Annotated in this window: 22 protein-coding genes; 3 read left to right on the top strand and 19 right to left on the bottom strand. The window is 61.0% G+C overall.

Translation table 11 applies throughout. The features are described 5' to 3' along the window. Positions 1 to 5: 5 nt before the first annotated feature. Complete coding sequence (locus ELQ88_RS03450; RefSeq protein ID WP_128873898.1) at positions 6 to 566, bottom strand: YbhB/YbcL family Raf kinase inhibitor-like protein; 561 nt, start codon at positions 564 to 566, stop codon at positions 6 to 8. Positions 567 to 705: 139 nt separating this feature from the next. Here ELQ88_RS03450 and ELQ88_RS03445 point away from each other — a divergent pair, with 139 nt between their 5' ends. Next, on the top strand, positions 706 to 2,235 hold the full coding sequence (locus ELQ88_RS03445) for an apoptosis inducing factor family protein (protein WP_138963660.1): 1,530 nt from the start codon (positions 706 to 708) through the stop codon (positions 2,233 to 2,235). Between the two features lie 105 nt (positions 2,236 to 2,340). Here the strand turns inward: ELQ88_RS03445 and pgaD are convergent, their stop codons facing one another. The 13 genes from pgaD to ELQ88_RS03380 all read right to left on the bottom strand — a co-directional run bounded on the left by pgaD (position 2,341) and on the right by ELQ88_RS03380 (position 17,532). Next, positions 2,341 to 2,865: a poly-beta-1,6-N-acetyl-D-glucosamine biosynthesis protein PgaD gene (pgaD, locus tag ELQ88_RS03440; RefSeq protein WP_138963658.1), complete on the bottom strand. Its 525-nt coding sequence runs from the start codon at positions 2,863 to 2,865 to the stop codon at positions 2,341 to 2,343. Beyond that, complete coding sequence (gene pgaC / locus ELQ88_RS03435) at positions 2,862 to 4,217, bottom strand: poly-beta-1,6-N-acetyl-D-glucosamine synthase (protein WP_138963656.1); 1,356 nt, start codon at positions 4,215 to 4,217, stop codon at positions 2,862 to 2,864. Before pgaC ends, pgaD begins: the two co-directional genes overlap by 4 nt. 1 nt (position 4,218) lies before the next feature. Then, the gene (gene pgaB / locus ELQ88_RS03430; protein ID WP_138963654.1) at positions 4,219 to 6,216 is read right to left on the bottom strand and encodes a poly-beta-1,6-N-acetyl-D-glucosamine N-deacetylase PgaB; all 1,998 of its coding nucleotides are present in this window, start codon (positions 6,214 to 6,216) and stop codon (positions 4,219 to 4,221) included. Between the two features lie 12 nt (positions 6,217 to 6,228). Further along, positions 6,229 to 8,709 (bottom strand): poly-beta-1,6 N-acetyl-D-glucosamine export porin PgaA, encoded by a 2,481-nt coding sequence (gene pgaA / locus ELQ88_RS03425; RefSeq protein ID WP_138963652.1) that lies wholly within the window; start codon positions 8,707 to 8,709, stop codon positions 6,229 to 6,231. Between the two features lie 261 nt (positions 8,710 to 8,970). Then, a complete protein-coding gene (locus tag ELQ88_RS03420) occupies positions 8,971 to 10,476 on the bottom strand; it encodes a YdgA family protein (protein ID WP_138963650.1) in 1,506 nt (501 codons plus the stop codon). A gap of 290 nt (positions 10,477 to 10,766) precedes the next feature. Further along, positions 10,767 to 11,402: an NADH:ubiquinone oxidoreductase subunit N gene (locus ELQ88_RS03415; RefSeq protein WP_138963648.1), complete on the bottom strand. Its 636-nt coding sequence runs from the start codon at positions 11,400 to 11,402 to the stop codon at positions 10,767 to 10,769. 82 nt (positions 11,403 to 11,484) lie between these two features. After that, positions 11,485 to 12,933 (bottom strand): efflux transporter outer membrane subunit, encoded by a 1,449-nt coding sequence (locus ELQ88_RS03410; RefSeq protein ID WP_138963646.1) that lies wholly within the window; start codon positions 12,931 to 12,933, stop codon positions 11,485 to 11,487. Continuing rightward, positions 12,930 to 13,817: an HlyD family secretion protein gene (locus ELQ88_RS03405; protein ID WP_138963644.1), complete on the bottom strand. Its 888-nt coding sequence runs from the start codon at positions 13,815 to 13,817 to the stop codon at positions 12,930 to 12,932. Before ELQ88_RS03405 ends, ELQ88_RS03410 begins: the two co-directional genes overlap by 4 nt. Then, entirely contained in the window at positions 13,814 to 14,023 is a 210-nt protein-coding gene (locus ELQ88_RS03400; RefSeq protein WP_138963642.1) for a DUF1656 domain-containing protein, read from the bottom strand. Before ELQ88_RS03400 ends, ELQ88_RS03405 begins: the two co-directional genes overlap by 4 nt. Then, entirely contained in the window at positions 14,020 to 16,092 is a 2,073-nt protein-coding gene (locus ELQ88_RS03395; RefSeq protein WP_138963640.1) for an FUSC family protein, read from the bottom strand. The genes ELQ88_RS03400 and ELQ88_RS03395 overlap by 4 nt, the downstream gene beginning before the upstream one ends. Beyond that, entirely contained in the window at positions 16,089 to 16,517 is a 429-nt protein-coding gene (locus ELQ88_RS03390) for a MarR family transcriptional regulator (protein ID WP_138963638.1), read from the bottom strand. Before ELQ88_RS03390 ends, ELQ88_RS03395 begins: the two co-directional genes overlap by 4 nt. A 182-nt stretch (positions 16,518 to 16,699) precedes the next feature. Next, positions 16,700 to 16,945: a DUF2789 domain-containing protein gene (locus tag ELQ88_RS03385; protein ID WP_128873911.1), complete on the bottom strand. Its 246-nt coding sequence runs from the start codon at positions 16,943 to 16,945 to the stop codon at positions 16,700 to 16,702. Positions 16,946 to 17,070: 125 nt separating this feature from the next. Further along, positions 17,071 to 17,532 (bottom strand): YbaK/EbsC family protein, encoded by a 462-nt coding sequence (locus tag ELQ88_RS03380; protein WP_128873912.1) that lies wholly within the window; start codon positions 17,530 to 17,532, stop codon positions 17,071 to 17,073. Between the two features lie 262 nt (positions 17,533 to 17,794). Between ELQ88_RS03380 and ELQ88_RS03375 the strand changes: the two genes are divergently transcribed. Both ELQ88_RS03375 and ELQ88_RS03370 read left to right on the top strand, forming a co-directional pair. Continuing rightward, positions 17,795 to 18,328: an NfeD family protein gene (locus tag ELQ88_RS03375; protein WP_138963636.1), complete on the top strand. Its 534-nt coding sequence runs from the start codon at positions 17,795 to 17,797 to the stop codon at positions 18,326 to 18,328. 2 nt (positions 18,329 to 18,330) lie between these two features. After that, positions 18,331 to 19,089: a slipin family protein gene (locus ELQ88_RS03370; protein ID WP_138963634.1), complete on the top strand. Its 759-nt coding sequence runs from the start codon at positions 18,331 to 18,333 to the stop codon at positions 19,087 to 19,089. 98 nt (positions 19,090 to 19,187) lie between these two features. Here the strand turns inward: ELQ88_RS03370 and ELQ88_RS03365 are convergent, their stop codons facing one another. The 5 genes from ELQ88_RS03365 to ELQ88_RS34500 all read right to left on the bottom strand — a co-directional run bounded on the left by ELQ88_RS03365 (position 19,188) and on the right by ELQ88_RS34500 (position 25,086). Continuing rightward, complete coding sequence (locus tag ELQ88_RS03365; protein WP_138963632.1) at positions 19,188 to 20,765, bottom strand: efflux transporter outer membrane subunit; 1,578 nt, start codon at positions 20,763 to 20,765, stop codon at positions 19,188 to 19,190. Further along, positions 20,762 to 21,826, bottom strand: a complete 1,065-nt coding sequence (locus tag ELQ88_RS03360; RefSeq protein ID WP_138963630.1) for an HlyD family secretion protein — start codon at positions 21,824 to 21,826, stop codon at positions 20,762 to 20,764. Before ELQ88_RS03360 ends, ELQ88_RS03365 begins: the two co-directional genes overlap by 4 nt. Positions 21,827 to 21,852: 26 nt before the next feature. Next, entirely contained in the window at positions 21,853 to 23,391 is a 1,539-nt protein-coding gene (locus tag ELQ88_RS03355; RefSeq protein ID WP_138963628.1) for an MFS transporter, read from the bottom strand. 238 nt (positions 23,392 to 23,629) lie between these two features. Next, a complete protein-coding gene (locus tag ELQ88_RS03350) occupies positions 23,630 to 24,550 on the bottom strand; it encodes a LysR family transcriptional regulator (RefSeq protein ID WP_138963626.1) in 921 nt (306 codons plus the stop codon). 245 nt (positions 24,551 to 24,795) lie between these two features. After that, positions 24,796 to 25,086 (bottom strand): hypothetical protein, encoded by a 291-nt coding sequence (locus ELQ88_RS34500; RefSeq protein WP_228761584.1) that lies wholly within the window; start codon positions 25,084 to 25,086, stop codon positions 24,796 to 24,798. Positions 25,087 to 26,151: the final 1,065 nt, after the last annotated feature.

Below are 26,151 nucleotides of genomic sequence, written 5' to 3'. Positions count from 1 at the left end.
AAACTTCAGCGGTGATAACGCCGCACCACGCTGCTGTTTTTCAACACATGGCCTTTGATTTTTTCCATCAGCTGCGCGCGGCTCAGGCCGGCGGGCAAGGCGTCTGGTGCCAGGTCCAGGGCGTAGAGCTGGATGATGTAGTGATGGGAGCTGTCACCGACCGGTGGGCAGGGTCCCACGTAGCCGGTGGTACCTTTGCTGTTGCTGCCGCCCACGCCTTCGAGGGCGGATTTGGCGCCGACACCGGCCGGGATCTGGTGGGTCGCAGCCTTGATGCCATAATGAATCCAGTGGTCGACGCCCAGGCCTTTCTGGCCGTCCGGGTCGTGCATCACGATGGCGTAGCTCAAGGTGCCCGGGGGGCCGGCGTTCCAGCTCAGGGCCGGGGACTGGTTCTTGCCGCCACAACCGGCCGCATCGCTGGCGGCTGCCGAGGTGAACAGGCGATTGTCCGAGACACCGGGGATGCTGAGGGTGAAGCGCTCCTGGGCCTGCGCCGGAAACTGCACGCAAAGGGCGACTGCAACGGCCGCCAGCCAAGGGTTCAGGGAGGTCGATCGGGTCATACCGGAGCACCTTGTGCGGGTGGGGCCATGGTCGGCGTGCAAACTATAGCCGGACCGTTGGTGCCTTGGCAGCGGGAATTGGCTGAACCTCGGAAGAAACCCCGGACTCTTAATTGAAACGTCCGTCAGGAGAGCGATCATGGCCCTGCACCGCGTCGCCCGTTTCGCCGATGTGCCCGAGAACCGTGGCCTGGAAGTCCGGATCGCGGACACTAAAATTGTCCTGCTGCGAGTCGGCGATCAATTGCGCGCCTATCAGGGTGAATGTCCCCACGCCGGGGCGCCGCTGGCCGAGGGCGCGCTGTGTCACGGGCGGCTGATCTGCCCTTGGCACAAGGCCGCGTACCGGATCGAAGACGGTGCGCTCTGTGAACCGCCGTCCCTCGACAGCCTCAAGCGCTACCCGCTAGAACTGCGCGACGACGAGGTTTGGGTCGACGACCGGCCCCTGTCGGCTGGCAGCACACCGCCGGCTGACGATGAGCGCACGTTCGTGATCATCGGTGCCGGTGCCGCGGGAACGGCGGCTGCGGCGGCGCTGCGCGAAAAAGGCTTTGGCGGCCGCGTGCTGCTGATCGACCGCGAAGCCGACGCCGGCTACGACCGCACGGTGCTGAGCAAATTCGTGATCGCCGGTGAAATGCCGCCGGAGGAAGTCCCACCGTTGCGCGATGAAAGCTTCTACCACGAGCAGCGAATCGAGCGAATAAAGGGTGAAGTGGCCAGCCTGGATGCGGTGAATAAAACCCTGCGACTGGCTGACGGTCAGTCGCTGACGTATGACGCCGCGCTGCTCGCCACCGGCGGTACGCCCAACCCGCTTACGCTGCCCGGTGCCGACTTGCCGCAGGTCTTCGTGCTGCGCTCGACGGATCAGGCGCAGCGGATTCTGGCCGCTGCGCAACCTGGCCAGCGAGCGGTGATCATCGGCGACAGTTTCATTGCCCTGGAGTCTGCTTCGGCCCTGCGCGAATACGGTCTGGACGTCACCGTTCTGGCTCGCCACGCCGTACCCTTCGCCAAGCAATTCGGCGACGCGGTCGGCAAGGCCATTCGTGCCCTGCATGTGGCCCACGGCGTGGTCTTCCACACCGATGGCGAAGCCGCGCAGATTGAAGGCACCGACCAGGTCGAAGCGGTGAAACTGGACAACGGTCAACGTTTGCCAGCGGACCTGGTGCTGGTCGGCATTGGCGTCAGCCCGGCAACTGGACCGTTTGCCGATTTGCCCAAGGAAAAAGATCAGTCACTGACGGTCGACGGCGGTATGCGCGTGACCGATGGGCTCTGGGCCGCCGGTGATATCGCGACCTTCCCGCTCAATGGCCAGCCTCAGCGTATCGAGCATTGGCGCCTGGCCCAGCAACAGGCTCGGATCGCTGCGGCGAACATGCTCGGCGGCGACGAGCACTACCTCGACGTGCCGTTTTTCTGGACCTGGCACTTCGGCAAAAACTACGACTACCTGGGCCATGCCGAGGCTTGGGACGAAGTCGAATTCAAAGGCGACCCCGACCATCCGCCCTTTATCGGCCTGTTCTGCAAGGACGGGGTGGTGGCAGCCGCCGTCGCCTGCGATGAAGAACGGGCGATGGCGATGCTCGCTGAGCGGATGAAACAACCACTGCCGGTGGATGAGGCGTGGCGCTTGATTCGGGATGTTGGCTGACCATTAGCTTCACATAACCGGTGAGCTACCGCGGGCTGCGATCTTCAATTTTTGATCTTGAGATCGCAGCGCGCAGCAGCTCCTAACCGGGCGAACGTGTCAGGCTCAGGCGCGGTTCACCGGCTCTTTGCCTTCGTCATCGTCGGATGGACGACGTACCACTTTTGGATTCTCCAGAGGATGCAGGGAGAGCGGCTGCCGGGGGTCGATCGTGAAGAAGTGGCTCACCACGTGGGAAATATCGCCATCGTGGTCGTTGTGAATTGTCATCGAACCCGGGCTGCGCAGTTTGTGCAGCTTTTCACGGGTCAGCTTGAAGGTTTTGCTCAAGCCCTGATCGTCGACAACCGGGGCCGCCAGCCGACGCTGGGCGTAACTTTTGCTTTTACGTTGTTGATAACGTGCCCAACCGATCAGTACCACTGCGTTGAACACCGCCACCCACAAATAAATCTGCAGGGTGCCGAGGGCGTCGTACGCCGAAGCGCCAATCCGCGGACCGTCGTGGCTGACGATCAATGGCCAGATACCCAGGAACAATAGGTACAGGAATCCGGCCCAGGCCAGGACGGTGAACATGGTATCGACCACGAACAGTACTGGCCGCTGCCGGGTTGTGATGATTTTCATTTGACGATCTCCTCTTCATCGGCACCTGGCGGCCGAATGCCGCGATCTGGACTGACCCAGCGCGCACGTTTCTGACGTAGACGGAACAGCACTTTGGGAAAACTGACCAGCGTGGTGAGCAGACTGACCAACCAGAACACCAGCGGGTACCAGATCACCCAGAACATCGTCTTGCCCAAACCTTTTTCGTAGCGGCGATCGATCAGCAGACTGACGCCGAACTGCATCAGGCAGACCACTGCCAGCAGCAAGCCGGTAAACGCCGGTGGCCACATACGGGGCACCGCGATGACTTCCGGCAATGCGATGTACAGACCCACCAGCCATAGAATTATCGACAGCAGGAAAGTGAACGCCCAACCGGTGGACAGGCAGTATTCGAACAGTAACGGCCAGAGGTAACGATGACGGTACTGCCAGATGCCGCGAATGTTCTTGAACAGCACTTCCGCACCGCCCTGGGCCCAGCGCAGACGCTGCTTCCATAGACCACCCAGGGTTTCCGGCATCAGGATCCAGCACAGCGCGCGGGGCTCGTAGAAAATGCTCCAGTGATCCAACTGCAGCTTCCAGCTGATATCGATGTCTTCGGTGATCATGTCCGTGCTCCAGTAGCCGACCCGGTGCAGGGCCGTACGACGGAAAGCAACGACCACGCCGGAGACGGTAAAGATCCGCCCGAACACGCGCTGGGTACGTTTGATCAAACCGATGATCGAGGAGAACTCGCCAACCTGCACCCGGCCGACCAGGGTCGAGCGGGTACGGATCCGCGGGTTGCCGGTCACCGCGCCGAGGCGTGGGTTCTCGAGCAACGGCGCAACCAGGTAAGCCGCAGTATGGGGTGCCAGCAGCGCATCACCGTCGATGCACACCAGGTACTCGCTACGCGCTGCAATGGCGCCCATGCGCAGGGCCACAGCCTTGCCCTGGTTCTCCGCCAGGTGCAGCACCCGCAAACGCGGATCCTGCACGGCCAAGGCGTCGAGGATGGCGCCGGTGTTGTCTTTAGAACCATCGTTGATCGCGATGACCTCGATGTTCGGGTACTGCTGGCCCAGCGCCGCATGAATGGTTTCAGTGACGTTGTCGCCTTCGTTGAAGCAAGGGATCAGGATCGAAATCAGCGGCTCGCCGGCCAGCGGTGGCGGCAAGGTGTCTTCTTCCCACGGCCAGTGCCGCTCCCAGTGCAGCCAGAAATAGAGTCCCCCGGCGATCCACAGTCCCGACATGAACAGTGGATAGAAGAACACGAAGTCCATCAGGAACTGGCCAGTGAGTAGAAAGATCAGTCCGAGAGGAATCCCGAGGACGATCGCCAGAACGAGTAGAGCCAGAAGTCTATCCAGCATGTTATGGATTCCACTTGTTGGAGAGCGAGGGCCTTACGGCCTTCAGCTCTGGCAGATTGTCGAGGAAGTTGTCGGGGTAGTAACCAAAGCTGGTCACGCCCTGACGCTGGAGCACTCTCATCCACTCGGCCAGTGTTCCGCCGTCGATGTCGGCACCTTCCTGTTTCGTCCAGTCCCGTGCCTGCAATTCGAATACGGTGCGATCAAGCGCACCGGGGCGAGACTTGACCGTGGCGACCAGTTTTTCGAGCCAGGCATGGGACTCTTCGTAAGACTGCTTTTCCATCAACGGCATGGCCATCGGCGCCGTCCAGTCGTAAGTGCCGAGGAAATCATCCAGATTCTGTGCGTACCAGGCTTCACTCTCGGGATTGAGCATCGGCTCGGCGAAAATGTTGCGCGCCGTATGCAGCTGCGGGCCACGAATGGCGCGGACCTTGGCGGTCAGCTCCTTGGTGAAATCGATCAGGTAGCGGCTCTTGAAGCGCGTCCACCGCTGCATCACGGCAGGATCGGCGCGCAGCGCGGCAATCGAGCCGGGCAGACCATTGGCAGCATAGACTTTGAGAGCATCGGGGCCTGCGTCTTCGAAGTCCGACATTACTGCGTCATCGTGAAACAGGACACCGTCGACCGACGCCATGCGCGCGAGGTCTTCGTAGATTTCACCAATGATGCGTCTTACGTTGGGATCGTAGGGCGACAAGCGTATGTATTGCTTCGGGTCGACCGACGCCTTGCCCGTTTCCGGATCCCAGCGCGTCACGCGCGGCAGCTTCGAATCCAGGGCAAAACTCAGCACTGGCATCCAGGCGTAGACTTTGACATGGGCCCGAGTGTGCAACTGCCAGGCCACGCGGTCAAAAATGTCGGCGGCCATCGGCAGGTGACGGTTGGGGAAGTACAGCGAATGCACCAGGCCATCACCCTTCGGATCGGCGAAAGCTTGCAGGAATACCGTATTGGCACCCATGTCGGACATGCGCTGGATCAGTTTACCCAGGTTTCTTTCCTGCTGGGCCGGGTCCGGGTCGTAGACGTTATCCAGGTCGACGTGCACGACGCGCATCGCATTGTTCTCCTGCACCGAGACGACGCTGTTGGCGAAGCGCGCGCCTTCCGGGTCAGCAGAAACAAGGTAACGCGGGCTGCTCATCAGGGTATCGACGGTGTCGAGCCCGTCTTCGAGGGTCAAGGCCATCTGATAGCCCTGATCATTGACAATTTGCAGCGTGCTGCCGTCCGCCGCACCGTACGGCCAGACCCAGACGCGCGGCTTTTTACCGGTGACCTTGTAAATTTTCTCCGAGATCGCCGCGACGTCAACACGTTGACGGGCCTGGAACTCAGTTTCGGTTTCATAGCGTTTGGCGACGGGATCGTAACGCCGGGTTGTGGCGGCCGGCTCCATGTTGCCCTGAGGGTTACCCAGGATACCCTTGTGATTGGCATCGGTATGCGCAGCGATTTCCACCAGTCCGGACTGGGAAACCTCCCGGACTTGATCCCAGGTCAGGAATTCCGAGCGCTTGCGCGGCATGCCGGCGAAATCCACCGGTTGGTTCGCCGGGGTGTCGAGCCAGGTTCCGACCGGCGCCAGCAATGCAGGCCATTTATAGGCACGCAGCACCGGCATCACCCGGGTATAGAAGCTCGAATAACCGTCGTCGAAACTGAGCATGACCGCTTTGGGCGGCAGATCGTGGCCGCCTTTGCGTGCCGCCAGGACCTGGTCAATGGAGACCGGCTGGTAGCCGTTCTCCCGCAACCAGGCCAGCTGCTCGATCAGGCGTTCGGTTCGCACCGCCACCACCGCCTGGTCCGGGTCCTTGTCATCGACATCGTGATAAGCGATGCCGAGTACATGGTTTTTCGGCCACGGGGTTTCGCTGGCGTCCAGCGGCCGTTCGGACGGCGGCGCAAACGCCGGTGCTTGCTGGGCACAAGCGCTGATCAACAGCACCCCCAGCAGGAGGAAGAAACGCGACATCAAGGCCATTTTCAAACCCCTCTAGAAGCGGAAAGTAAGATCGACCATCAGGCGCAGATCGGTTTCCCGCTCTCCGTCATATGGCCGGTTGATCGCGCTCAACATACCGCCGACCTCCAACACGTCGTTCCAGCTGTAACGCTGGCCATAGCCCAACAGGGCCATGCCTCCGGTGGAGTGATCTTGCTGGGTGTAAGTACCCGCGCCGACCTGGAACTGCTGACTCCATCGGGTTTCATAGCGCTCGTAGAGCATGTGATTGACGCTGACCATCGGCAGGACGCTGAGATCGGACTTGGGGTTGAAATACGGCACGTCTTCAGACAGGGAGTTGTGGCTGGCGCCGACTTCCAATCCCAGATCGACTTGCACGTTCGGTGCGCTGTAGATGCCTTCGCGCCCGGTGAGCAAGGCTTCGACGCGGTCGTTGCCGTCGCTGAAGTGGGACGGGCTGAGCGCGAATTTCCACTCGCGACTTTCATTGGCCCGCCAGCGAATGAAACCGCTGCCGCCATTGGCCGTGATGTCGCTGTTCAAGGCCCGCAACGGCGTCGCCGCGGCGAAATATTCCAGGCTGGCGCCGTACTGCCAGTAATCGTTGATGTCATGGGCGAACGCCAGACGCGCGCCCTGCTTGGAACCGAAGCCATAGGAGTGGTTGGAGACTTCCGCTTCCAGGGTCAAGTCGCGGGTCCGGCGTTCGAGCCCGACGCGCTGGAAGTTATGGTTACCGGTCCCTTCCTGGAAGTCGCCTTCGGCATAACCGGCACCGGCGAACACACGCCAGTCTTCACCGATGGGTGGGCTGTACAGGACGGTTTCGATGCCGAAATCTTTACTGCCGTTGACCGCGCCGACGTTGTTGTCATCACCGCCATAAGTCTTGCCGCCGAACGCTTCTACGCGCAGCTCGAACATGTCATGGACCTCACGCTGACGTTGCAAGCGCTTGACCTGACTATTCTCGGGAAAACGCGCGACCACATCGTCGGTCAGCGCATCCATCTGCCGCCATTCCTGCAGGTCCGTGGCAGTGTGGGCCTGGGCGATTTCCAGGTTAATGTCCCGCGGGGCCATGGCCTCGGCTTCCTTGAGCTTGCTCTCGGCAAGCCGCGGCCAGCCTCGCGCCAGGTACAGATCGGCCTGAGCCACACGCAGTCTGATGTTGCCCGGCGCCTGCTCGACCAAGGCCTGCAGGCGCTCCTCGCCATGGGGCAGATCGGAACTGTAAGTCCCGGCCTGGGCAGCGAGTTGTTGCGCGTCCATCCATTCGTCGTTGGGGTTGCCTCCGGGCAGGCCCTTGAGCTGCACGCGTGGTCGCTGGGCTTTGGCCAGGTCCTCGGCGACTACGCGCGCCTCGTCGGCGTTGCCACTTTCGAGCAGGGCATAGTAAAGCGCGGTGGTGTCTTGCAAACGGTTGCCAGGATCGGCATCCGGCGTGAGCAGGATCGCACGATACATATCGGTGGCGATTTCCGGTTCGCGCTCGTCCAGGTAGGACGCGGCGACCCAACGCTGGGCGTAGACCGGCACTTCCACACCTTCGGCCTGCAGCTTGTGGTATTCACTGATGACCTCGGCGGAGCGGGAGCGGGCGTTGAGGGCACCCATGCGGTCGATGCGCCAGCGGATGACGTCGTCTTTAGCCTGCGGATCCGCGGACCAGGTGGAAATCAATTTGTCGTAATCGGCCAGGGCCCGATCAGCGATCACATAGCGCTCTGCTTCGCCGCGGGTCGGCATTTCAGCCAGACGCACACGTTCTGCGGCCAGGTCGCCTTCGAGGTGACGTATCGTGACCGGATCGATCAACCCGGGGCGCTGACGGGCCAGGCGCAAGGCCGGTTCCGGCAGGTGAGCCCGTTGCATCGCGTACACATACTCCTTGGCGACGGCTGGATCGTTACCGGAACGGACAAAGGCCTGATCGTATTCGAACAACGAGTCGTACTCTTTGCCGGCACGATTCAAGGCGTAGCCCAGGGCCATCCGGCGGGAGACGTCATTGGGTTGGGCCGCCACCAGCGCTCTGGCACGCGTCACCGCCTGGTCGGGCTTGTCGGAGTCAGCCTGGTTCAGCGCCATCCCCAGCTGCAATTCCTGGTTTTCCGGGTCGATGGCCAAGGCCTTGTTGTAGACCCGGTTCGCATCGTCCCAGCGGCCCTTGTTGCGGTAGGCCCGCGCAGTGGCGGTCAGGGCTGCAACCGGCAGGTCCAGATTGCGTCCCTGGGTTTCATAAACCTTGATCACTTCGGCGTCCAGGCCGGCCCAACTGGCGATCTGCAAGTGATCGCTGATCTGATCGGTGGTGGCCTGGTCCGGCGGCACCTGACGCAGCGCGGTGAGCGCGGGCGTGTAGTGACCGGCTCGGGCATCGAGCACCATTTCATCGTAAGGGGTGTTTGCAAACGCTAACATCGGCCAGATCAACTGGCTGCACAACGCGACGCGAAACAGCGGTCGCATACCACGTTGAACAAAAGGGGCAACAATACTCGGCATACGTCAGCATCCTTACATGGCCAGCCGGGCCGCAATGCCCTTTTTGCCCTTTCGTATCGGAAAGCTGGTCCAGGTGACCCAGCCAAACTTTATTTAAAGGCAGTCTTGCATGCGAGCTCGCTGGGTAATTGGGAACACAATAATTGTTCAGATTCGTGAAACTGCAGGCACCGGCCATCGTCCTGTCTTAAATGCCAGACAGCAAAACGCCCGACGTCTGCTGGGAGCAGAGGCCGGGCGTTCGGTGTGTAAGCCCCGGTTTTACTGGATGTTTCCAGCCCCCCCAAGCTTACTCATCACGAAGCCGGCAAATTCTTCGACCGTCATTTTCTGGCCGTTGAACTCCACCTGATTGTTAGCGTAGTGCAGTTTGGTGACGATGCTACTGCCGTCGAGTTTTGCGAGCTGGGCACCGATCGCCATGCTGGCGAACATGTCGGCGGTGGCGGTGGCCTGCTCGGCAATGAGCTTGGCGTCGGTCTGACCGTCGATTTGCCCCTGGACGCTAAGCAAATCAACGAGCATGGGCTTGGACACCTGCAGATTGACGTCCAGCAGGGCGATCAGTTGCCGGGTCAGTTGATCCGGTGGCAAGTCCATGGACTTGGGCTTGGTCAGGTCGAGCACCAGATTGGCGCGGCTTTCACCGTTGGCGGTGTGGAACGACAGGTTCTCCAGAGCAATCTGCGGACCGGCAGCCAGCAGTTTCTCCAGACCGGTCTTGACTTGGGCCTCTTCGGCCGGGGTCAGGACCAGCTCCGGCACGGGTTCACCGGCGGCAGCGGCCTCGGCGGCGGCTTTCTCGTAAGGTTGCAGCTTGGTCTGGTAAATCTGCACCAGCGACTGGGTCGCCGGGATGTCGAGGTTCTTCAAGCTCATGGCCATCTGGGCAGAACCGACAGTCTTGCCGTTGAAGGACACTTCGCCCACCTTGTAATCGGCACGCCCTGAAGCGCTGGTGCCCGATTCCTCGGTCTTGTTCTTCATTTCAAATTTCTTGAAACCCAGTATCGACTGCCTGGCGCCAAAGGTGGTTTTGCTGTCGGTCAGCTCAAGGGTGTTCTCGCCGGTGTAGTAGCCGTAGGTGCTTTTTTCCAGGTTGCTGGCGAAAGTCAGGCCGTTCATCTCAACCTTCACCGGCGTCTGGTCTTCAGCCACCGTGGTCAGCGTCAGGCTATCCATGTAGCCGTTGGCCTTGACCTTCTGCGCCTGGGCGCTGGCCGCGACGTCGAGGTTGAGGCCGGAAAACTTCAGGTTGGACTTGTCATCCAGGGCCACGTCCAGCGGCAGCAGTTGCAGGGTGCCGTTGGTGGAATTGTCGTAGCCGATGTTGACCAAGCCGGTGAGTGGGGATTTGTCCTTGGCCGCGATGAACCATTTTTCGGTGGTCGGGGTTCTTTCCAGCTCGTAGTGACTGGTGGCCATGACCGGCAGCCACTTCAGCGAAACCAGGCGCGAAAACGGCAGAGGACCATGTTCGATGTGGTCGACGAATAACAGTTCTACCGGTGCTTCGCCGAACATTTCGCCTTCGCCCTTGAGGCGATAGTGCGCGGTGCTGCTGAATACATTGCGCTCCAGCGACACCAGCTCCAGGGACGCCGTGCCTTTGGAACCCACCAGCGCGGCCTGCAATTCCTTGTTGGCGTCGGCGATCGAGGTGTTGAGCACGCCTTCGAGCTTGGTACCGGTGTACCAGGCACCACCGGCACTGATGACACCGATGGCCGCGACAATTCCCAGAAGCACGCCTGCTGATTTATTCATGAGTTACCCAGTCAATGTCCGTTGTTGAAGGTGTGGTCGTCTTCCCTGAACCCTTGACGGGTACGGCTCGACTCCGCTGAAAAGTGGGATGCAGATTAGCATCAGGCGCACCGGGCGACCCAATGTTTAAAGGTTAAAGAGTGTCTGTGGACCGTGCGTGGGGGGTGAGAGTTTCGGCGGTCATGAGATCGCCTTCGCTGGCAAGCCAGCTCCTACAGGATTCGCGTGATTCCTGTAGGAGCTGGCTTGCCAGCGAAGGCGTCAGCCCAGTCAACATCAATTCAGGATATTCAGGAATACTGAACCTCAATCTCATCCAGCTGATGATCAAAGCTCTTCAGCCGCGCCGTCCAGGTATAAACCAGCACCTCAAAATCGCGATTGATCACCGCCCCGCCCGTCACTTCCGCGCGCGGGTCGCAGAAGTCCAGTTGATAGCGCTCCCGGGCCATGGCGGTGGCGACATCGGCGAGTTCGCGGGCATTATTGAGCCAATGTCGGCCGTCTTCGGCGATCTGCTTGTCCAACTCCAGACATTGCTTTTTCAACGTTTCGAGGCTTTTTTCCAGCGGTGTGCCGGTGAGTTCGCCCATGACCTCCTGGAACGTGCGCCCCGGTTGCCAGTAGCTGCCCCAGAAATACCGGTCAAACACCGTTTCGACGCGACGCAACGCCACCTTGGTGTCCCAGATCAGCACCAGGGTCTTGCCTTGTTCGCATTGTCTTTTCTTGATGCGCTGACTCTGCACCGACGCCCAGGCCACTACCACGATAGCCATCACGGCAATCAGCGCAGTGGCGCTGTCGAGGAAAATCAGTGCCTTGTCGATTTGATGGGCCAGCATGATGCCGTAGAAATAAGTGGCCGAGAGCAGCACCAACGCTGCAATAGCGCACCAGAAGCCGGGAGCATAAGGGTTTTTCATTATTGGTATCCCCAAGACCAACGCGTGCCTGGATCGATGAGTTCGGCAAGCGATCCCATCAAGTCAAAGCATAGCAACGGCCTCAGGGTTTGCCGGGGTTAGAGGCTTGCGTTCGTCCGCTTTCCCAGCCACCGCCCAACGCCAGGAACAAATCGATCTGGCTCATGGCAACCTGGGTGTTGGCGGCGGCCAATTGCGCCCGTACGTCGGTGTACGTGCGCGTCGCTTGCAGATCGGCCAGGAACGAGGCACGTCCGGCGGTGAAAAAGCGGTGGGTCTGGTCCGCGGCCAGTTGCGCCGACTGCTCTGCATCCGCCAAGGCGTCGCGGCGTTGCAGCAAGGCGGAGTACTGGGCCAGGCCGGTCTGGGTTTCGCGGATGGCGTTGAGCACCACGCCGTCGAAATGCGCCAGCGCGCCCTGGGTCGTCGCTTCGGCCTCGCGGATTCGCGCCCGGGAGCCGTTGGATGGCACGGTCCAGGTCAGCAATGGGCCGAAGCCCCAGCGATTGGTCGCCGGTTTGCCGAGGTTTTCCAGGATGCCAATGGTACCGACGGATGCGCCGATGCTGATGTCCGGGTACAACTCGCCGGTGGCGATACCAATGCCGGCCGTCGCGGCAGCCAGTCGGCGCTCGGCCTGCCGCACATCGGGGCGGCGTTTGAGCAAGGTTGCACCGTCACCTGCCGGCAGCAATTGCGTGATTTTCGGCAGTTCGGCGCAGCTGGCGGTGCCCGACGGCAGCTGATCCAACGGTTTGGCCAGTAGCATCGACAAACGGAACAGGCCAGCCTGGCGTGCCGCTTCATAGCGAGGCATGTCGGCGCGCAAAGACTTGAATTGGGTTTGCGAGCGGGTGACCTGGGTTTCATCGCCACGCCCGGCGTCACGCAAACGCTGGATCAGCGTGGTGCCCTGGGCCTGGAGGTCGAGGGAATGCTGGGCGATTTCCCGCTCTTCGTTGGCCGCGCAGACCTGGGTGTAGGCCCGAACGACGTCGGCCACCAGGGTGATCCGGGCCGTATCCGCGGCCGCCTGGGTCGCATCGGCATTGGCCTTGGCCGCTTCGATCCCGCGCTGCAAGGTACCGAACAGGTCGAACTGATACGAGGTGGTAATGCCAATGTCGCCGACGTTGGCCACCGGCACTTTCTCCGGCAGCAAGAACGCTTCGCCGGACTCCTGCAACCGCTGGGCGCCGATCTTCACGCCGCCATGCCAGCCGCCCGCGGCCTGCGCTTCGTCGACCTGCGCGCGAGCCCGGGACAGATTCGCCGCCGCCACCCGCAAGTCGGTATTGGACGCCATGGCCTGCTGCACCAGCTGATCAAGGCGTGGATCCTGATACAGGCGCCACCAATCGCCGGGCACCGGCGCCGAGACAACATTTTTGCCGTCCGTTGCCAACTCGCCCTGCAGGTCTTCACGGTGCACGGCGGCTTCATCCGGCAGATGATAATCCGGCCCGACCACCTGGCAGGCCGACAGCAACAGGCCAAATCCAGCAATAGCTAAACCCGGAACCCTGCTCATGGCGCAGTCTCCCGGGTTTGATCGTCCATGATCGACACCGTCGCCGTGCGGCCGGCAATCATGCGAAAGTCCGCCGGCACCTCGTCGAAGGCGATTCGCACCGGAATCCGCTGGGCCAGCCGCACCCAACTGAACGCCGGGTTGACGTTGGGCAGCAGGTTGCTGCCGCTGCTGCGATCGCGGTCTTCGATGCCGGCGACGATACTTTCCACGTGCCCGCGCAGGCGTGCACGGTCACCGACCACCCGAATGTCGACGCGCTGACCGACATGAATGCCATCGAGCTTGGTCTCTTCGAAATAGCCATCGATGTGAAAGGAATTGCTGTCCACCACCGACAACACCGGGCGTCCGGCGGTGACGAATTCCTGATTGCGCGGCGCACGGTCATTGACGTAGCCATCCACCGGGCTGCGGATGGTCGAACGGTCGAGGTTGAGCTGGGCACTGTCCACTGCCACCTGGGCTTCCATCAGCGCCACCTCGGCCCGCGCCACCCGGGACTGGCTTTCTTCCAGTTGCTCGCCCGGTACCAGATTGCCAAGGCCACGGTTGCGTTTGGCTTCCCGTTGCGCCTGAGCCAGAGTCTCCTTACGGTCGGCAACCGCCGCCTTCGCCTGGCGCAGAGCCAGTCTGAAGCGGTCCTGGTCGATGCTGAACAGCACCTGGCCACGTTTCACCCACTGGTTGTCGCGAATATCCACCTGCTGGATCAGACCGGAGACGTCCGGGGCGATCTGCACGATGTCGGCACGAATGTGCCCGTCCCGGGTCCAGGGCGCGAACATGTAATACATCACCATGCGCCAGACGACGACAACGGCGAAGGTCACGATCAGCAGGGTCAGCACCACGCGACCGAGGGTCAAAAACGGTTTTTTCATGTCATCAGGTATCGACTGAGTGAGTCCACGGCGCCGAGCAGCAAAGCGTAGAGAGCCACGTTGAACAATGCCCGGTGCCAGACCAGACGGTAAAAGTGCAGGCGCGTGAGCAACCCGTGCACCAACAGGTACAACATGTACGTAATACCCATCAGCACCAGCAACGTCGGCAGGAACACTCCGCTGATATCCAGATCACCGATCATAAAGGCGCTCCATCGATGCCATGGGGCAGCGGTTCTTCAAGCTCGGCGGTGCCGACGAACTCCACACCCGGCAGCAACGCCAGGCGCAGCCCGCTCAGGGCATGCAGCAGGTGCAGACGCGCGCCGTCATCGCAATCGCGATTCAGGGCGCGACGCGCGCGGTCCATGGTCATCAACAACGGGCTCGGCGCTGGCAGACGTTCGCCAGCCTTCAGGCACGCCTTGAAGTACTCGCCAACTTCGGCCACCACCTGGTGCAACAGCGCTTGCGGCACACCGAACACTCGCGGCGTATAGGCGAGCAAGTCGAGCAGGTTCAGGGCCACGCGCACTTCGCGCAGCGCGATGCCGGTGTCCTGGCCGATCATGGCCAGCCGCGGCAGATGCTGCATCAGGCGATCGAGGATGTGCACGCCCAACTGCCGGTGTTCGGCCAACGAGGCCGGCCCGGTGAGGCTGACAATGTCGCGCCAGCTGAAACGGGTCAGGCGCTTGGCCGCCAGTTCCGCACCGAACGGCCGCGCGATCAGGGTCCAGACAAAGGCGAACAGCAAACCCACGGGGCCGGCCAGGTTGGAATTGACGAAGCTGAGGAAGTCCGCGTCGTAGGCCCCCTGAATGCTGATGAAAGACGAGGTATTGACGAGCGTCAGCAGCATGCCCAGGTAGAACTGGGGCTTGACCGTCAGGGTGCCGATGCAGATGAAGGGTACGGCGAACGCCAGCACCAGCATCGGGAAGTCATGCAGGTTAGGCAGGATCAAAAACAGATAGAGGCTGGCGAACAGCACCGACATCGCCGTCCAGAAAAAGAACCGGTAGATCTGCGGTGCCGGATCGTCCATCGAGGCGAAGAAGCTGCACGCCACCGCCGCCAGAATCACTGCGGAGCCACCGTCGGTCCAGCCGAGCAGAATCCACAGCACCGACGCGACAATGATCGCCGTGACCGTGGACGCCGCCGAATAGAGCATCAGCCCACGGTCGAGAAATGGCGACAAGCGCCCGAGCCGCCAGTGCCGATATACCGCGCGCCAGCTGTCCTGGCTTTCGCACTGGATGGCGTATTGCAGGCTGCGGCAGTCCTGCCACAAATCGATCCACTCACCCAGGCGGTACAGGGCATTGGAAAACAGCAACTGCTTGCGATCGTCCAAGGCCTCGGCGGAGGGTTGCAGGGCTTCGAGCTGGTTTTTCAGTGCCTGCCAACGGCCGAGATCGGCATTGTGCTGCGCAAGCCACTCGGCGGTCGCAGTCAGCAGCGGCGAAAACCTGGCCACCAACTCGGGCGTGCGTCGTTCAAGGGCATAGAGCGCGTCGTCGAGCGCGTCGATCACCGGCAACAGGTGAATCATGCGTCCGCGCAGTTCCTTGGTATTGCGCACGGTTTGCGGCCGCGCGCCTTCATGGGGCAGTTGGCCGATCATCAGTTCCAGGGTATTGAATGTCGCGACCATCGATGCGCGCAGGGCGCTGACCTGGTCCGGCTGCACGTTGCGGCTGAGGAATCGCAGACTGTAGGTCGAAGCATCGGTAAACCATTTACTCACCGAATCGTTGAACACCGGCGCCAGCCGCCTTGGCCAGAACATCGCACCCACCACCGCCGCAACGGCGATGCCGAGAAAGATTTCTTCAGTGCGCGCTTCCGCCACGTCCCACACCGCCAGCGGATTATCCACCACCGGCAAGGCGATCAGCGGCAAGGTATAACCCGCCAGCATCAGCGCATAACTGTTGGCCGTGCGCAGGTGCAGGGACAAAAACAGCAGCGTCCCGGTCCACAGCGCGATGACCACCACCAATACATACGGACTCTGGACAAACATCGGCACGAAAAAAACCGCGGCCGCGGCACCAAGCAGCGTGCCGACCGCGCGGTACAACGCCTTGGAACTGGTCGGGCCGACAAAGGGACTGGAAACGATATAAACCGTGGCCATTGCCCAATAGGGACGGGGCATTTGCATGAGCATGGCGATGTACAACGCGATCATCGAGGCCGCGAACGTGCGCGCACCGTAGAACCAGTCCCGCGCCGGGGGCATGCCGGTGAAAAAACCTTTCAAGGATTGGCCACCGGTGAAAGATTGGCCGATTCGAAGGCTTTGAGAACCCGCAGCGTCGCGTCCAGATCACTCTGCTCGATGCCTGCGAGCACTTCGTGACGCAAGCGCACCAATTCGATCTCGACCGCTTGTACCACCTCCCGACCGGTCGCAGTCAGGCTCAGGCATTTGGCGCGCCGGTCATGGGTGTCTTCGGTACGACAGACGTAGCCGGCATGACACAGCTGATCCAACAGACGCACCAGCGACGGGCTTTCCATCCCCGCCGCCTGCGCCACCGTGACCTGCCGCACGCCATCGCCCAATCGCCCGATCATCAACAACGGGACGGCGCAGGCTTCGGAGACTCCACAGTTGACCAGCGTGGCCTGGCAGATTTTGCGCCAATGCCGGGCGGCCACCACCATGGAGCTGCTGATGTTCATCTGGAGGACGTCGAGGTTTTTCGGCACGAAGGGACAACACACACTGTTAGTTTGCTAACTATCAATATGACATTTGTCGGGAAATCTGGTCAAGTTTTGTAACAAATTTTTGCGACCGAAGAGCTTACGGTCGGAGGTATTCAACTGCGCTCGAAAACATCCGCGGGACCATGTATCCAGGTTTATACCCCCCGCCCCTTCCTCAGCAGCACATCCAGTTGATCCACCACCTCCGCCCAATCCGCGTCATCCAGAATCTCCTCCCGCAAAAGCTCCGCCTGGCTCTCGCTCCAGAAAAAAGCGTCCGCCAGATGCAGTTCCGGTTTAAGCGGTGAATGCGTGGCGATGAATTTGTCGATGCTTTCGGCGTCATCAGGCAGGCCAAGTTGTTTGAAGAGCGAGGGGAGGCTGTGGGTTGGGGATTGCATGTCTGGGATCCTTGGTGAATGAAATATTATTCGCGAGCAAGCTCGCTCCTACAGGGTATACACGATGCCTGTAGAGCGGGCTGGCCCGTGATGGCGGCACAACTGACGCTGCAACACTCAACTACTCAACTACTCAACTCTCGCACCTCGGCATGCGGCACCATTTTCAGAAACTCCGGCATGTTCATGTGCAGCAGGTTGGTGTGGTTGCCGGCTTCCAGATAAATATCTTTCTGCCGGGTCAGCAGCGGATCGATAACCACATCCAGCCCATAGGCCTCACCCAAGGCGGGCACGGCGCCGCGTTCGCAATCATCAAACAGGTGCGGCAGGTTGCTTTCCCGTGAGACCTGCCATTCGCCACTGCTGCGGACTTTGCTCAGGTCCAGGTGGCGGCTGGCGGGGAGGACGGCCATCAGGTAATGACCATGGTGATCGTCGAGGATGACCGATTTGGCCACCCGCTCGGCAGGAATGCCTGCGACCCGCGCCGTTTCAAGGCTGCTGGCCGAGTGTGGGTGGGTGACGATGTCATATTCGCATTGAGCCTTGTCCAGGCTTCTCTGCACGGTTCTTGCCATACGCATGATGCACCTCGGTGTCCACAGACAGTGTCTGGTGGACGATGGTTAACACTTTTCTCTGTACTGAAAGTCTAGGCCCGCTGGTGCAAACAAGAGGGAAATCTGCCCACCGGACAACGTCAACAACTGATCAAAATTCGTACAATTCATAGCTCGACTAGACTGTATGGATGAGGTAATGCGGACTGCCTGACTCAGCGCGGTGCTCTCAGGTTCATCGTCGGAACGCCGCCCGGAGCAAGCTCGCTCCTACAGGGAGGGTCAAGTGAACATTCGTTGCTGTGCGGTTGCGCTGTTGTTGGCCTTGAGCGGCTCGGTCTTCGCCGCGGACACGGTGGTCCTGCTGACGCCCAACCCCATCGGGATCTGGCTGATCACGTTTGGCATCGCGTTCCTGATTGCCGAGGCGGCACTGCCCAATTACGGCGTGATCGGTTTGGGCGGCATTGTATTGTTCGTGATCGGCGCGGTGATCCTGACCAACACCGAGGTGCCGGAGCCGCTGATGATTGGCCTGGGGCTGATCAGTGCCCTGTTGTTGCTCTTCCTGCTGATCCGAGCCCTGAAAACCCGACCGCGCCACACCGTCAGCGGGGATGCAGGACTGGTAGGCAGCGTGACCGCGATAAAATCGTTGGAGGCCGGTAATGCCTGTAACGGCTGGGTGCACCTGCAAGGAGAGCAGTGGCAGGTACTCAGCACCACGCCGCTGCAACCCGGGCAACGAGTCCGGGTGGTGGCTCGCAAGGGACTGCTGTTGGAAGTGGCCGCGGCTGACGCGGCGCCGGGTGGAGAATAACCATGGGCCTGCAACTGGGTTTTGCCGCGCTGCTGTTATTGCTGATTGCACTGGCGGGGTCGACCTTTCGTATCCTGCGCGAATACGAGCGCGGAGTGGTGTTCCAGCTCGGACGCTTCTGGCAGGTCAAGGGCCCCGGCCTGATCCTCCTGATTCCAGTGGTGCAGCAGATGGTTCGCGTCGACTTGCGTACCGTGGTCCTCGACGTGCCGCCGCAAGACGTCATCACTCGCGACAACGTCTCGGTCAAGGTCAACGCGGTGCTGTATTTCCGTGTGCTCGATCCGCAGAAGGCGATCATCCAGGTTGAAGACTTCCTGATGGCCACCAGCCAATTGGCCCAGACCACATTGCGCGCCGTGCTCGGTAAACACGAACTGGATGAACTGCTGGCCGAACGCGAGCGCTTGAACGTCGATATCCAGCAAGTGCTTGATGCCCAGACTGACGTCTGGGGCATCAAGGTGGCCAATGTCGAGATCAAGCACGTGGACCTCAACGAATCGATGGTGCGCGCGATCGCCAAACAGGCCGAAGCCGAACGGGAACGTCGGGCCAAAGTGATCCATGCCGAAGGCGAACTGCAAGCTTCGGAAAAACTGATGCAGGCCGCTGAAATGCTCGGCCGCCAGCCGGGCGCCATGCAGCTGCGGTATATGCAGACGCTGAGTTCGATCGCCGGCGACAAGAGCTCGACCATCGTCTTCCCGCTGCCGATCGAATTGCTCAAGGGGATGGCGAATTTGTCGGCAAAGGAGTGAGTTGAACGTGACGGCCTCAAAAGATCGCAGCCTGCGGCAGCTATAGGGAAGCTGTGTACCCCTGTACCAGTTGCCGCAAGCTGCGATTTTTTGAAACGTTAGCGCTGCGCCGTCTCAACCACCGGGTACACCGACTCCCATCCCCCGCCCAACGCCTTGTACAACCCGACCATCGCCAGCGACACGCCGGTCGAGCTTTCGACCCACTGTTGTTGAGTCGCCAGCAATTCGCCTTGCACGGTAAGGACGTTGACGAAATCCACCACCCCTTCCACATATTGCTGTTGCGCCGTGCGCAAGGCGATCCGGTTCTGGCGTACGGCTTCGGCGAGGTGGTCGCGGCGCAGCTGGCTGGCGTTGTAGGCGGACAGTTGATCATCGATCTCATGCCAGGCGCGCAGTACGGTGTGCTGATAGGCCAGTGCGGCTTCCTGCTGTTGTGCTTCACGCAGCTGCAGCATGCCGCGCAAGCGTCCGCCATCGAACAGCGGCAGGCTGAGCTGCGGACCGATACCGAAGGCGCGCGAGCCCCAGGAACCAAAATCGCTCAGCTGCATGGCTTGGGAGCCGACATTGCCCGACAGGGTGATCCGCGGATAGAAATCGCCCTTGGCCACGCCGATGCTGGCGGTGGCGGCATGCAGGCGCGCTTCGGCCTGGCGGATGTCCGGGCGGCGTTCGGCCAATTGCGACGGCAGCCCGATGGCTACCTGGCGCGGGGTTTGCGGCACGGCAGCGTCTGTGGATAACTCGGCATGCAATGCCTGGGGCGGCTCGCCCATCAACAGGCTCAGGGCGTTGATCAGTTGCGACTGACGCTGCTCCAGTGCCGGCAGGTGCGATTCGATGGCGGCGACCTGCGCGGCGGCCTCGGCGACATCCAGATCGGTGGCGACGCCGTCGGCCAGGCGCAGCTGCGAGAGCTTCAGGCTATGGCGGGCGACGTCGAGGTTCTGCTCGGTGACGACTCGGGTACTTTGCACACCGCGTAGCTGTATATAGTCCTGGGCGGTTTCGGCGAGGACTGATAACAGCACGCCGCGGCGGTCGTTTTCCGCGACTTCCAGGGTGGCATCGGCGGCCTCGGTTTCGCGGCGCACCCGGCCCCAGAAGTCCAGCTCCCAGGACGCGGAGAAGCCGGCGTCCCACAAATTGAATGCAGAGTCGCCATTGTTGCCCGACGGATCGTTCAGGCCTTTGCCGCTGTTGCGTTTACGCCCGTAGCTGCCCGTGGCGGCGGTATTGGGGTAACGCTCGGCGGTGATCACCTGACGCGCGGCGCGACTTTGCTGCAAGCGGCTGCTGGCGAGTTTCAGGTCGAGGTTGTCGCTCAGGGCGCGCTGGATCAGGGCCGAGAGTTGCGGGTCGTGGAACACCTCCCACCAGCGTTCGTCCATGGTTTCGGTGATGGCTTGACTGGCGGCGGCTGTTGCCGGTTTCGACCACTCGGCGACTTGTTGCGCTTGAGGTTTCTGGAAGTCCGGGCCGACGGTGCAGGCTGAGAGGCCCATGACGAGCAAGGCGCAAAGCGTTAGTTGAGGCATCCGGCCCCTTCGCGAGCAGGCTCGCTCCCATGCTGGATCTCCTTTTGTGCATAAAGCTTGGGCACCCAGCAGATCAACTGTGGGAGCGAGCCTGCTCGCGAAGGCGTCAGACCGATCGAAAAAGAATTTCATCGCTGCGCAACCTCATGTTCGCCAGCGCTCGCCGTATCGATCCTCGCCTCCACCGACATCCCCACCCGCAACCGCTCAGTCAGCGGCTGACCGGCATCCAGCACGATCTTCACCGGAATCCGCTGCACCACCTTGGTGAAATTGCCGGTGGCATTGTCCGGCTTGATCGAAGCAAAGGTCACCCCGGTGGCCGGGGCGATGCTCTCGACACGTCCGCGCAAGGCTTCGCCGCCAAGGCTGTCGACGCTTACCTGCACGCTCTGTCCCGGCTGCACGTCGGTCAATTGGGTTTCCTGAAAATTGGCGATCACATAAGCCTGAGCGAGCGGTACCACCGCCAGAATCTTGCTCCCGGGCGTGACATAGGCACCGACGCGCACTGCACGCTCGCCGACCATGCCGTCCTGCGGCGCAACGATGCGCGTATAGGACAGCTCATAGCTGGCCATTTCCAGCGCCGCTTGCGCTCGTTTCAATCCACCGTCGGCCGCGTCGCGTTGGGCGGCAAGGATCTCCACTTGCTTGCGTTCCGCGGCCAGTACCGCCGTGGCGTTGGCCAACCGCGCGCTGGCCTGATCGATGCGCGTGCGTGCTTGCTGAGCGTTCTGCACCGTACCGGCACCGACGCCGGCGAGGTGGTTGTAGCGGTTCAATTCATGCTCGGCGAAAGCCATCTCGGCTTTGGCCGAAACGACGGTTGCCTGGGCCTGGGCGATCACCGAAGTCTGACGTTCAAGGGTCGCCCGCGCATTTATCAGGTGCGCCCGCGCCACCAGTGTCTCGGCGTCGGCGGCCTGGGCGGCGGCACGCAGGTCGCGGTCATCGATGACCGCCAGCAGCTGGCCGGCCTTGACCTGCTGGTTGTCTTCCACCAGCACATCCTTGATAAACCCGGCCACGCGCGGCGCCACCAGCGTGAAGTCCGCCGAGACAAAGGCGTCATTGGTGCTCTGTTGCGTACGCTGGCCGAAAATCCCCGGCGCCAGCAGATAAACCAGCACGCCGAGTGCCACCACCGCGACGGCGGCCACGGCCACTTTTTGCTTTGCTTGAGTCGTCATAAAAACCTTCTGTACCAGTGGAGCATTCAAGTCGGTGCGCGCGGTGGATAGATCCGCGTCGGCAGCCAGAAAATCAGCAGGATCAGCGCCAGGGCGACGCCGGCCATGCACAGATAAAGATCCGAAGCCGTCAGCACCACGGCCTGCTCGTGCAGCCGGTGGGCAAGGCCCGCGCTGTCGCTGTCGACCAGAGGCGAGTTACCGAGGCTGTCCACCAACATGCTCGAATGAAAGTGCAGCCTCGACGTGGTCAGCGCTTCGATCACACCCGTGGCGATCACCGCCGACAGGCCCTTCACGGTGTTGAACCAGGCCGAGGCGAACGGCCCTTCCAGTGGGCTGATGCTGCCGGTGGAGAGCATCAACAGCGGCAGCACCGCCATGGGCTGACCGAAGATTTGCAGCAGTTGCAGAGGGTAGAAATCGTCGCGAATCCACACCGACGTCAGCTGCGAACCGCCGATGCACGACAGCACCAGCATGCTCAGGCCTAAACCCAGCACCCAGCGACAATCGACCCAGCGCAAGTTGCACAGCGCCGCGACCAAGGGCAGCGCGATCAGTTGTGGCAATGCCGCGAGCAGCATGATCGGCGCAGTCTGCACCGGGCGATAACCCTGGACCTGAGCCAGGTAGCTCGACGGAATGATGATCACCGCCAACAGCACCACCAGCACCCCGGCCAGGGTCAGCAAGGCGAACGACAGGTTGCGGATGCCGAGCATCTGCATCTTGAAAAACGGCATCGGCTGCGACCATTCATTGATCAGGAACAGCACCATCAGTAACAGCCCGCCACCGAGCAATCCGCCAATCAGGCCCGACTCGAACCAGTCCAGCCGGTTGCCCTGCAGGATGCCGATCACCAGCATGCAGATCGCCGGAAAACCCAGCAGCAACCCGCGCCAGTTGAATTGCTTGAAACGCTCCAGGCGCAGCGGATCCCGGGGCAAGCCATAGGCGATCGCGACCATGGCAAGCAGGCACGGTGCGATGATTTGCCAGAAGGTCCATTGCCAGCCGACATGCTCGGTCCATAACCCGGCCAACGGAGTGCCGAGGCCGGGACCGAAGGTAGCCGTCAGGGCGTAACCGGCCAGACCATAAAGCTTCACGTTGGCCGGTAAAAAGCGCAGGGCAACCGTCATCAGCATCGGCGGCAGTGCGCCGCCGGCCAGGCCCTGCAGGGTCCGCAGGAGCAGCAGGCTTTCGTAATTCGGGGCGAACGGGCACAAAACGCCCAACAGGGTGAACGCACTGATCGCGCAGAGGGTGAACCGCCGCAACGAAAACGTCACCGCACACCAGGGGGCGAACGCCATGGCGGCCACCGAGGTCGCGGTGTAGCTGGCGACCAGCCAGGTGCCTTCGTCGTAGCCAATGGCCAACGCGCCGCGAATGTCGGCCAGGGCAACCTTGGTCACCATCTCGTTGAGGCCCGACACCAGCACCGCCAGCAACACGCCCAGCAGGCCGATGATGATTCGCGGGCCGAACACCGGTGGCGTAGCGGCGGCAATCGGGCTGGCCGCGGCGAGAGGTGCCGTGACCGTGAGGGAAGTCATGTACTGCAAGCTCCGGGATTTGAATACCGGGGCATTTTATGAAGCGTGGCAGTTGTCGAAAATCAACTTATTGGCAGGTTATAAGTGCGTCTGATGCAGCAATACACCTCCCCTGCAATACACATCCCCTGTAGGAGCTGGCTTGCCAGCGAAGACGATTTCTCATTCAGCATCTTCATTGACTGATGCGCCGCCTTCGCTGGCAAGCCAGCTCCTACAGGGGGGTCGGCGTTCAGTTTCAGGGGGTTTGTGCAGCCAGCCAAGTCGCATCGCAACAGGCCTTGAGCGTCTCACGCATCCACCGATGCGCCGGATCCTTGTCGAAACGCGGATGCCACGCCTGGGTCAGCATGAGGGTCGGCAGCGGAATCGGCAGGGTGAAGGATCGCAGCTTCAACCCCAGGCGCCGCACACTCAGCAACGCCTCCTTGGGCACCGGCAGAATCAGATCGGAATCCGGCAATGCAAACATTGCCGCATGGAAACTCGGCGCAATCACCGCCACCCGCCGCTCCAGCCCCAAGGCATTGAGCGCCGTGTCGATCGGGCCACGGGCGATGCCGCGGCGGGACATGCTGATGTGGGCAAAACCGGCGTAGCGCTCCGCCGTGATCTCTTCGTCGAACAGCGGGTGGTCCTCGCGCACCAACCCGACAAAATGCGTGGAGAACAGGTTCTGCACTTTCACCTCCGGCATCAGCGGCCGGTTGTTACTGACGCTCAAATCGATACGTCCTTCACGCAACGCCTCGTCATCCCCGTCGCCCTCCGGGACAAAGCGCAATTCACAGAGCGGCGCCTGGCGTTCCATCGTGTCGAACAACTTGCCGCCGTAGACTCCCACGAAGAAATCGTTGGCGCGAATACTGAACCGCCGGCGCAAGCTCCCCAACTCCACTTCATCGGCGGAGCGAAACAGCACCGCCGCCTGCTCGACGACATCCCGCACCTGTTCGCGCAACGCCAGCGCCTTGGGTGTCGGCACCAGGCCACGCCCGGCACGCACCAGGATCGGATCGCCAATTGCCTCGCGAATCCGCGTCAGCGTGCGGCTCATGGCCGCCGGACTGAGATTCATCCGCCGGGCCGCGCCCACCACACTGCCCTCGTCGAGCAACGCGTCGAGGGCGACCAGGAGGTTCATGTCCGGAAGTTGCATGCTGAGCACTCTTGGCTGACCAGGATTGAGTCAAACACAATGCTATCAGCCTATCCCCCTGTAGGAGCAAGCTTGCTCGCGATGAACGATAACGCGGTCTACCTGGGGACCGCGCCGCCCCCATCGCGAGCAAGCTTGCTCCTACAAATGAGCGTGTTCAGGTTTGCGATGCGGGACCCTAGCAGTTCTGATAGTTCTCAACCTTGGCGCAAGCACGTAAAACCAAAGGACGGCACTCACTTCACTCATTTACCCGGGAAGGCCGCTCCATGACCCCAACAGATCCGGTTGATCAACAGCAATCGAACAAACAACGCACCATTTTGCTGGCGACTGATAGCCAACAATCGGCGCTCGTCGAAGTGGTTGGTGATGACATCAATCGCCTGGCTTACGCCGTCTACGGCCATCAGTCTGCGCAACAGAAAGTCGCGACGCGGTTGGGTTTCAACGGCGAGCTTCGCGAAGCGCAAACCTGCTGGTATTTGCTGGGTAACGGTTACCGTGCTTACAACCCGCGATTGATGCGTTTTCATAGTCCGGACAGTTGGAGTCCGTTTGGGCGGGGCGGGTTGAATCCGTATATGTATTGCGTGGGCGATCCGGTAAATCGTTCGGATCCGACAGGTCATTGGCCTTCATTCAAGGCCGTAGGCAGTTTCCTTAAAACCTTAGGCCCGGGTAAAAGCAGACCTGTTGCCCTGAATAAACTGGATCTGAGCGGGGCAATGGAGATGATAGGTCAAGCCCACAATGCCAGGATAAACTACGTCGCTCCTCCTACGAGATCGAGTCGTATAGGTGACATCCTGTACACCCTCGGAACTGCTCACCGAATGCCAGGCGACTCTCCTCGCGTCACCCGTGTCACAGAAACAGCAAGACACTTCCCTGGATATGTACAAGGTGCAGCCTTGGACGGATTATCCTCTCGCCCGTCCCGCTCAACACCCCAAGCGCAAAGCTCCAGTGGGGGTAGTCGCTACGGGCATGACGCACCGCCTGCGTACGATCCGCCACCGTCGTATGCGCAAGCAACTCAACTCTGGAATGCTGACACTTTTGCTGCATCGCAGCAGCCTCGAACGTATATGACATACCCAACAGAATCAGGAAAACCGACGGCATATGTAAATTCTGTACAGAGCGGGCGGCGTTCGTCTACGTCTACTACTTCACCTTCGGCTTCGTCATCTGCACCAGTCGGGAGCTCGACACATAGCTCGACTGTTAGACCCACCCTCAGCGTTGCTTCAATTCGCAGGCCTGACCCGCCCCCACCCGCACGCAGGCGTTTGTCTTCGCATGGATCATTTAACAACTCGGGGCCCAGTGATTGGTCGGACGGTTAAGTTTGTCCTCAACGATACATCGAGGTCGCGACCGAATTGCGTTCACACCGCCAAGGTGGTCAGGGTGCGGGACGGCGATGGAACCGGAGAGCAACCGTTCCTGCGAGGATCGCTTTGCATATGCAAACAGAATCACAAGATATTGAAATAATAGAATTTATTTAAATTCCAGTAGGGAATATAGAGATTGGGGTCTTTTCCTTGTGTCGGAAATTTCTTCAAAACAGGAAAAAATACTGAAACAGGTCA

It is taken from the genome of Pseudomonas sp. MPC6 (genome assembly GCF_006094435.1).
GTDB lineage: Bacteria > Pseudomonadota > Gammaproteobacteria > Pseudomonadales > Pseudomonadaceae > Aquipseudomonas.
The sequence above is the reverse complement of the archived record's forward strand: the minus strand, read 5'-3'. Positions and strand labels throughout refer to the sequence as shown.

Coding starts and splice junctions, on each gene's coding strand:
- ELQ88_RS03350 (WP_138963626.1), bottom strand. CDS start 24,550: ATGCAACTTCCGGACATGAACCTCCTGGTCGCCCTCGACGCGTTGCTC.
- ELQ88_RS03365 (WP_138963632.1), bottom strand. CDS start 20,765: ATGAAATTCTTTTTCGATCGGTCTGACGCCTTCGCGAGCAGGCTCGCT.
- ELQ88_RS03445 (WP_138963660.1), top strand. CDS start 706: ATGGCCCTGCACCGCGTCGCCCGTTTCGCCGATGTGCCCGAGAACCGT.
- ELQ88_RS03370 (WP_138963634.1), top strand. CDS start 18,331: ATGGGCCTGCAACTGGGTTTTGCCGCGCTGCTGTTATTGCTGATTGCA.
- ELQ88_RS03410 (WP_138963646.1), bottom strand. CDS start 12,933: ATGAGCAGGGTTCCGGGTTTAGCTATTGCTGGATTTGGCCTGTTGCTG.
- ELQ88_RS03420 (WP_138963650.1), bottom strand. CDS start 10,476: ATGAATAAATCAGCAGGCGTGCTTCTGGGAATTGTCGCGGCCATCGGT.
- ELQ88_RS03380 (WP_128873912.1), bottom strand. CDS start 17,532: ATGCGTATGGCAAGAACCGTGCAGAGAAGCCTGGACAAGGCTCAATGC.
- ELQ88_RS03355 (WP_138963628.1), bottom strand. CDS start 23,391: ATGACTTCCCTCACGGTCACGGCACCTCTCGCCGCGGCCAGCCCGATT.
- ELQ88_RS03385 (WP_128873911.1), bottom strand. CDS start 16,945: ATGCAATCCCCAACCCACAGCCTCCCCTCGCTCTTCAAACAACTTGGC.
- pgaB (WP_138963654.1), bottom strand. CDS start 6,216: ATGGCCTTGATGTCGCGTTTCTTCCTCCTGCTGGGGGTGCTGTTGATC.
- ELQ88_RS03360 (WP_138963630.1), bottom strand. CDS start 21,826: ATGACGACTCAAGCAAAGCAAAAAGTGGCCGTGGCCGCCGTCGCGGTG.
- pgaA (WP_138963652.1), bottom strand. CDS start 8,709: ATGCCGAGTATTGTTGCCCCTTTTGTTCAACGTGGTATGCGACCGCTG.
- pgaD (WP_138963658.1), bottom strand. CDS start 2,865: ATGAAAATCATCACAACCCGGCAGCGGCCAGTACTGTTCGTGGTCGAT.
- ELQ88_RS03390 (WP_138963638.1), bottom strand. CDS start 16,517: ATGAACATCAGCAGCTCCATGGTGGTGGCCGCCCGGCATTGGCGCAAA.
- ELQ88_RS34500 (WP_228761584.1), bottom strand. CDS start 25,086: ATGAAAACGCATCAATCGCGGGTTGTAAGCACGGTAACCGTTACCCAG.
- ELQ88_RS03400 (WP_138963642.1), bottom strand. CDS start 14,023: ATGATCGGTGATCTGGATATCAGCGGAGTGTTCCTGCCGACGTTGCTG.
- pgaC (WP_138963656.1), bottom strand. CDS start 4,217: ATGCTGGATAGACTTCTGGCTCTACTCGTTCTGGCGATCGTCCTCGGG.
- ELQ88_RS03450 (WP_128873898.1), bottom strand. CDS start 566: ATGACCCGATCGACCTCCCTGAACCCTTGGCTGGCGGCCGTTGCAGTC.
- ELQ88_RS03415 (WP_138963648.1), bottom strand. CDS start 11,402: ATGAAAAACCCTTATGCTCCCGGCTTCTGGTGCGCTATTGCAGCGTTG.
- ELQ88_RS03405 (WP_138963644.1), bottom strand. CDS start 13,817: ATGAAAAAACCGTTTTTGACCCTCGGTCGCGTGGTGCTGACCCTGCTG.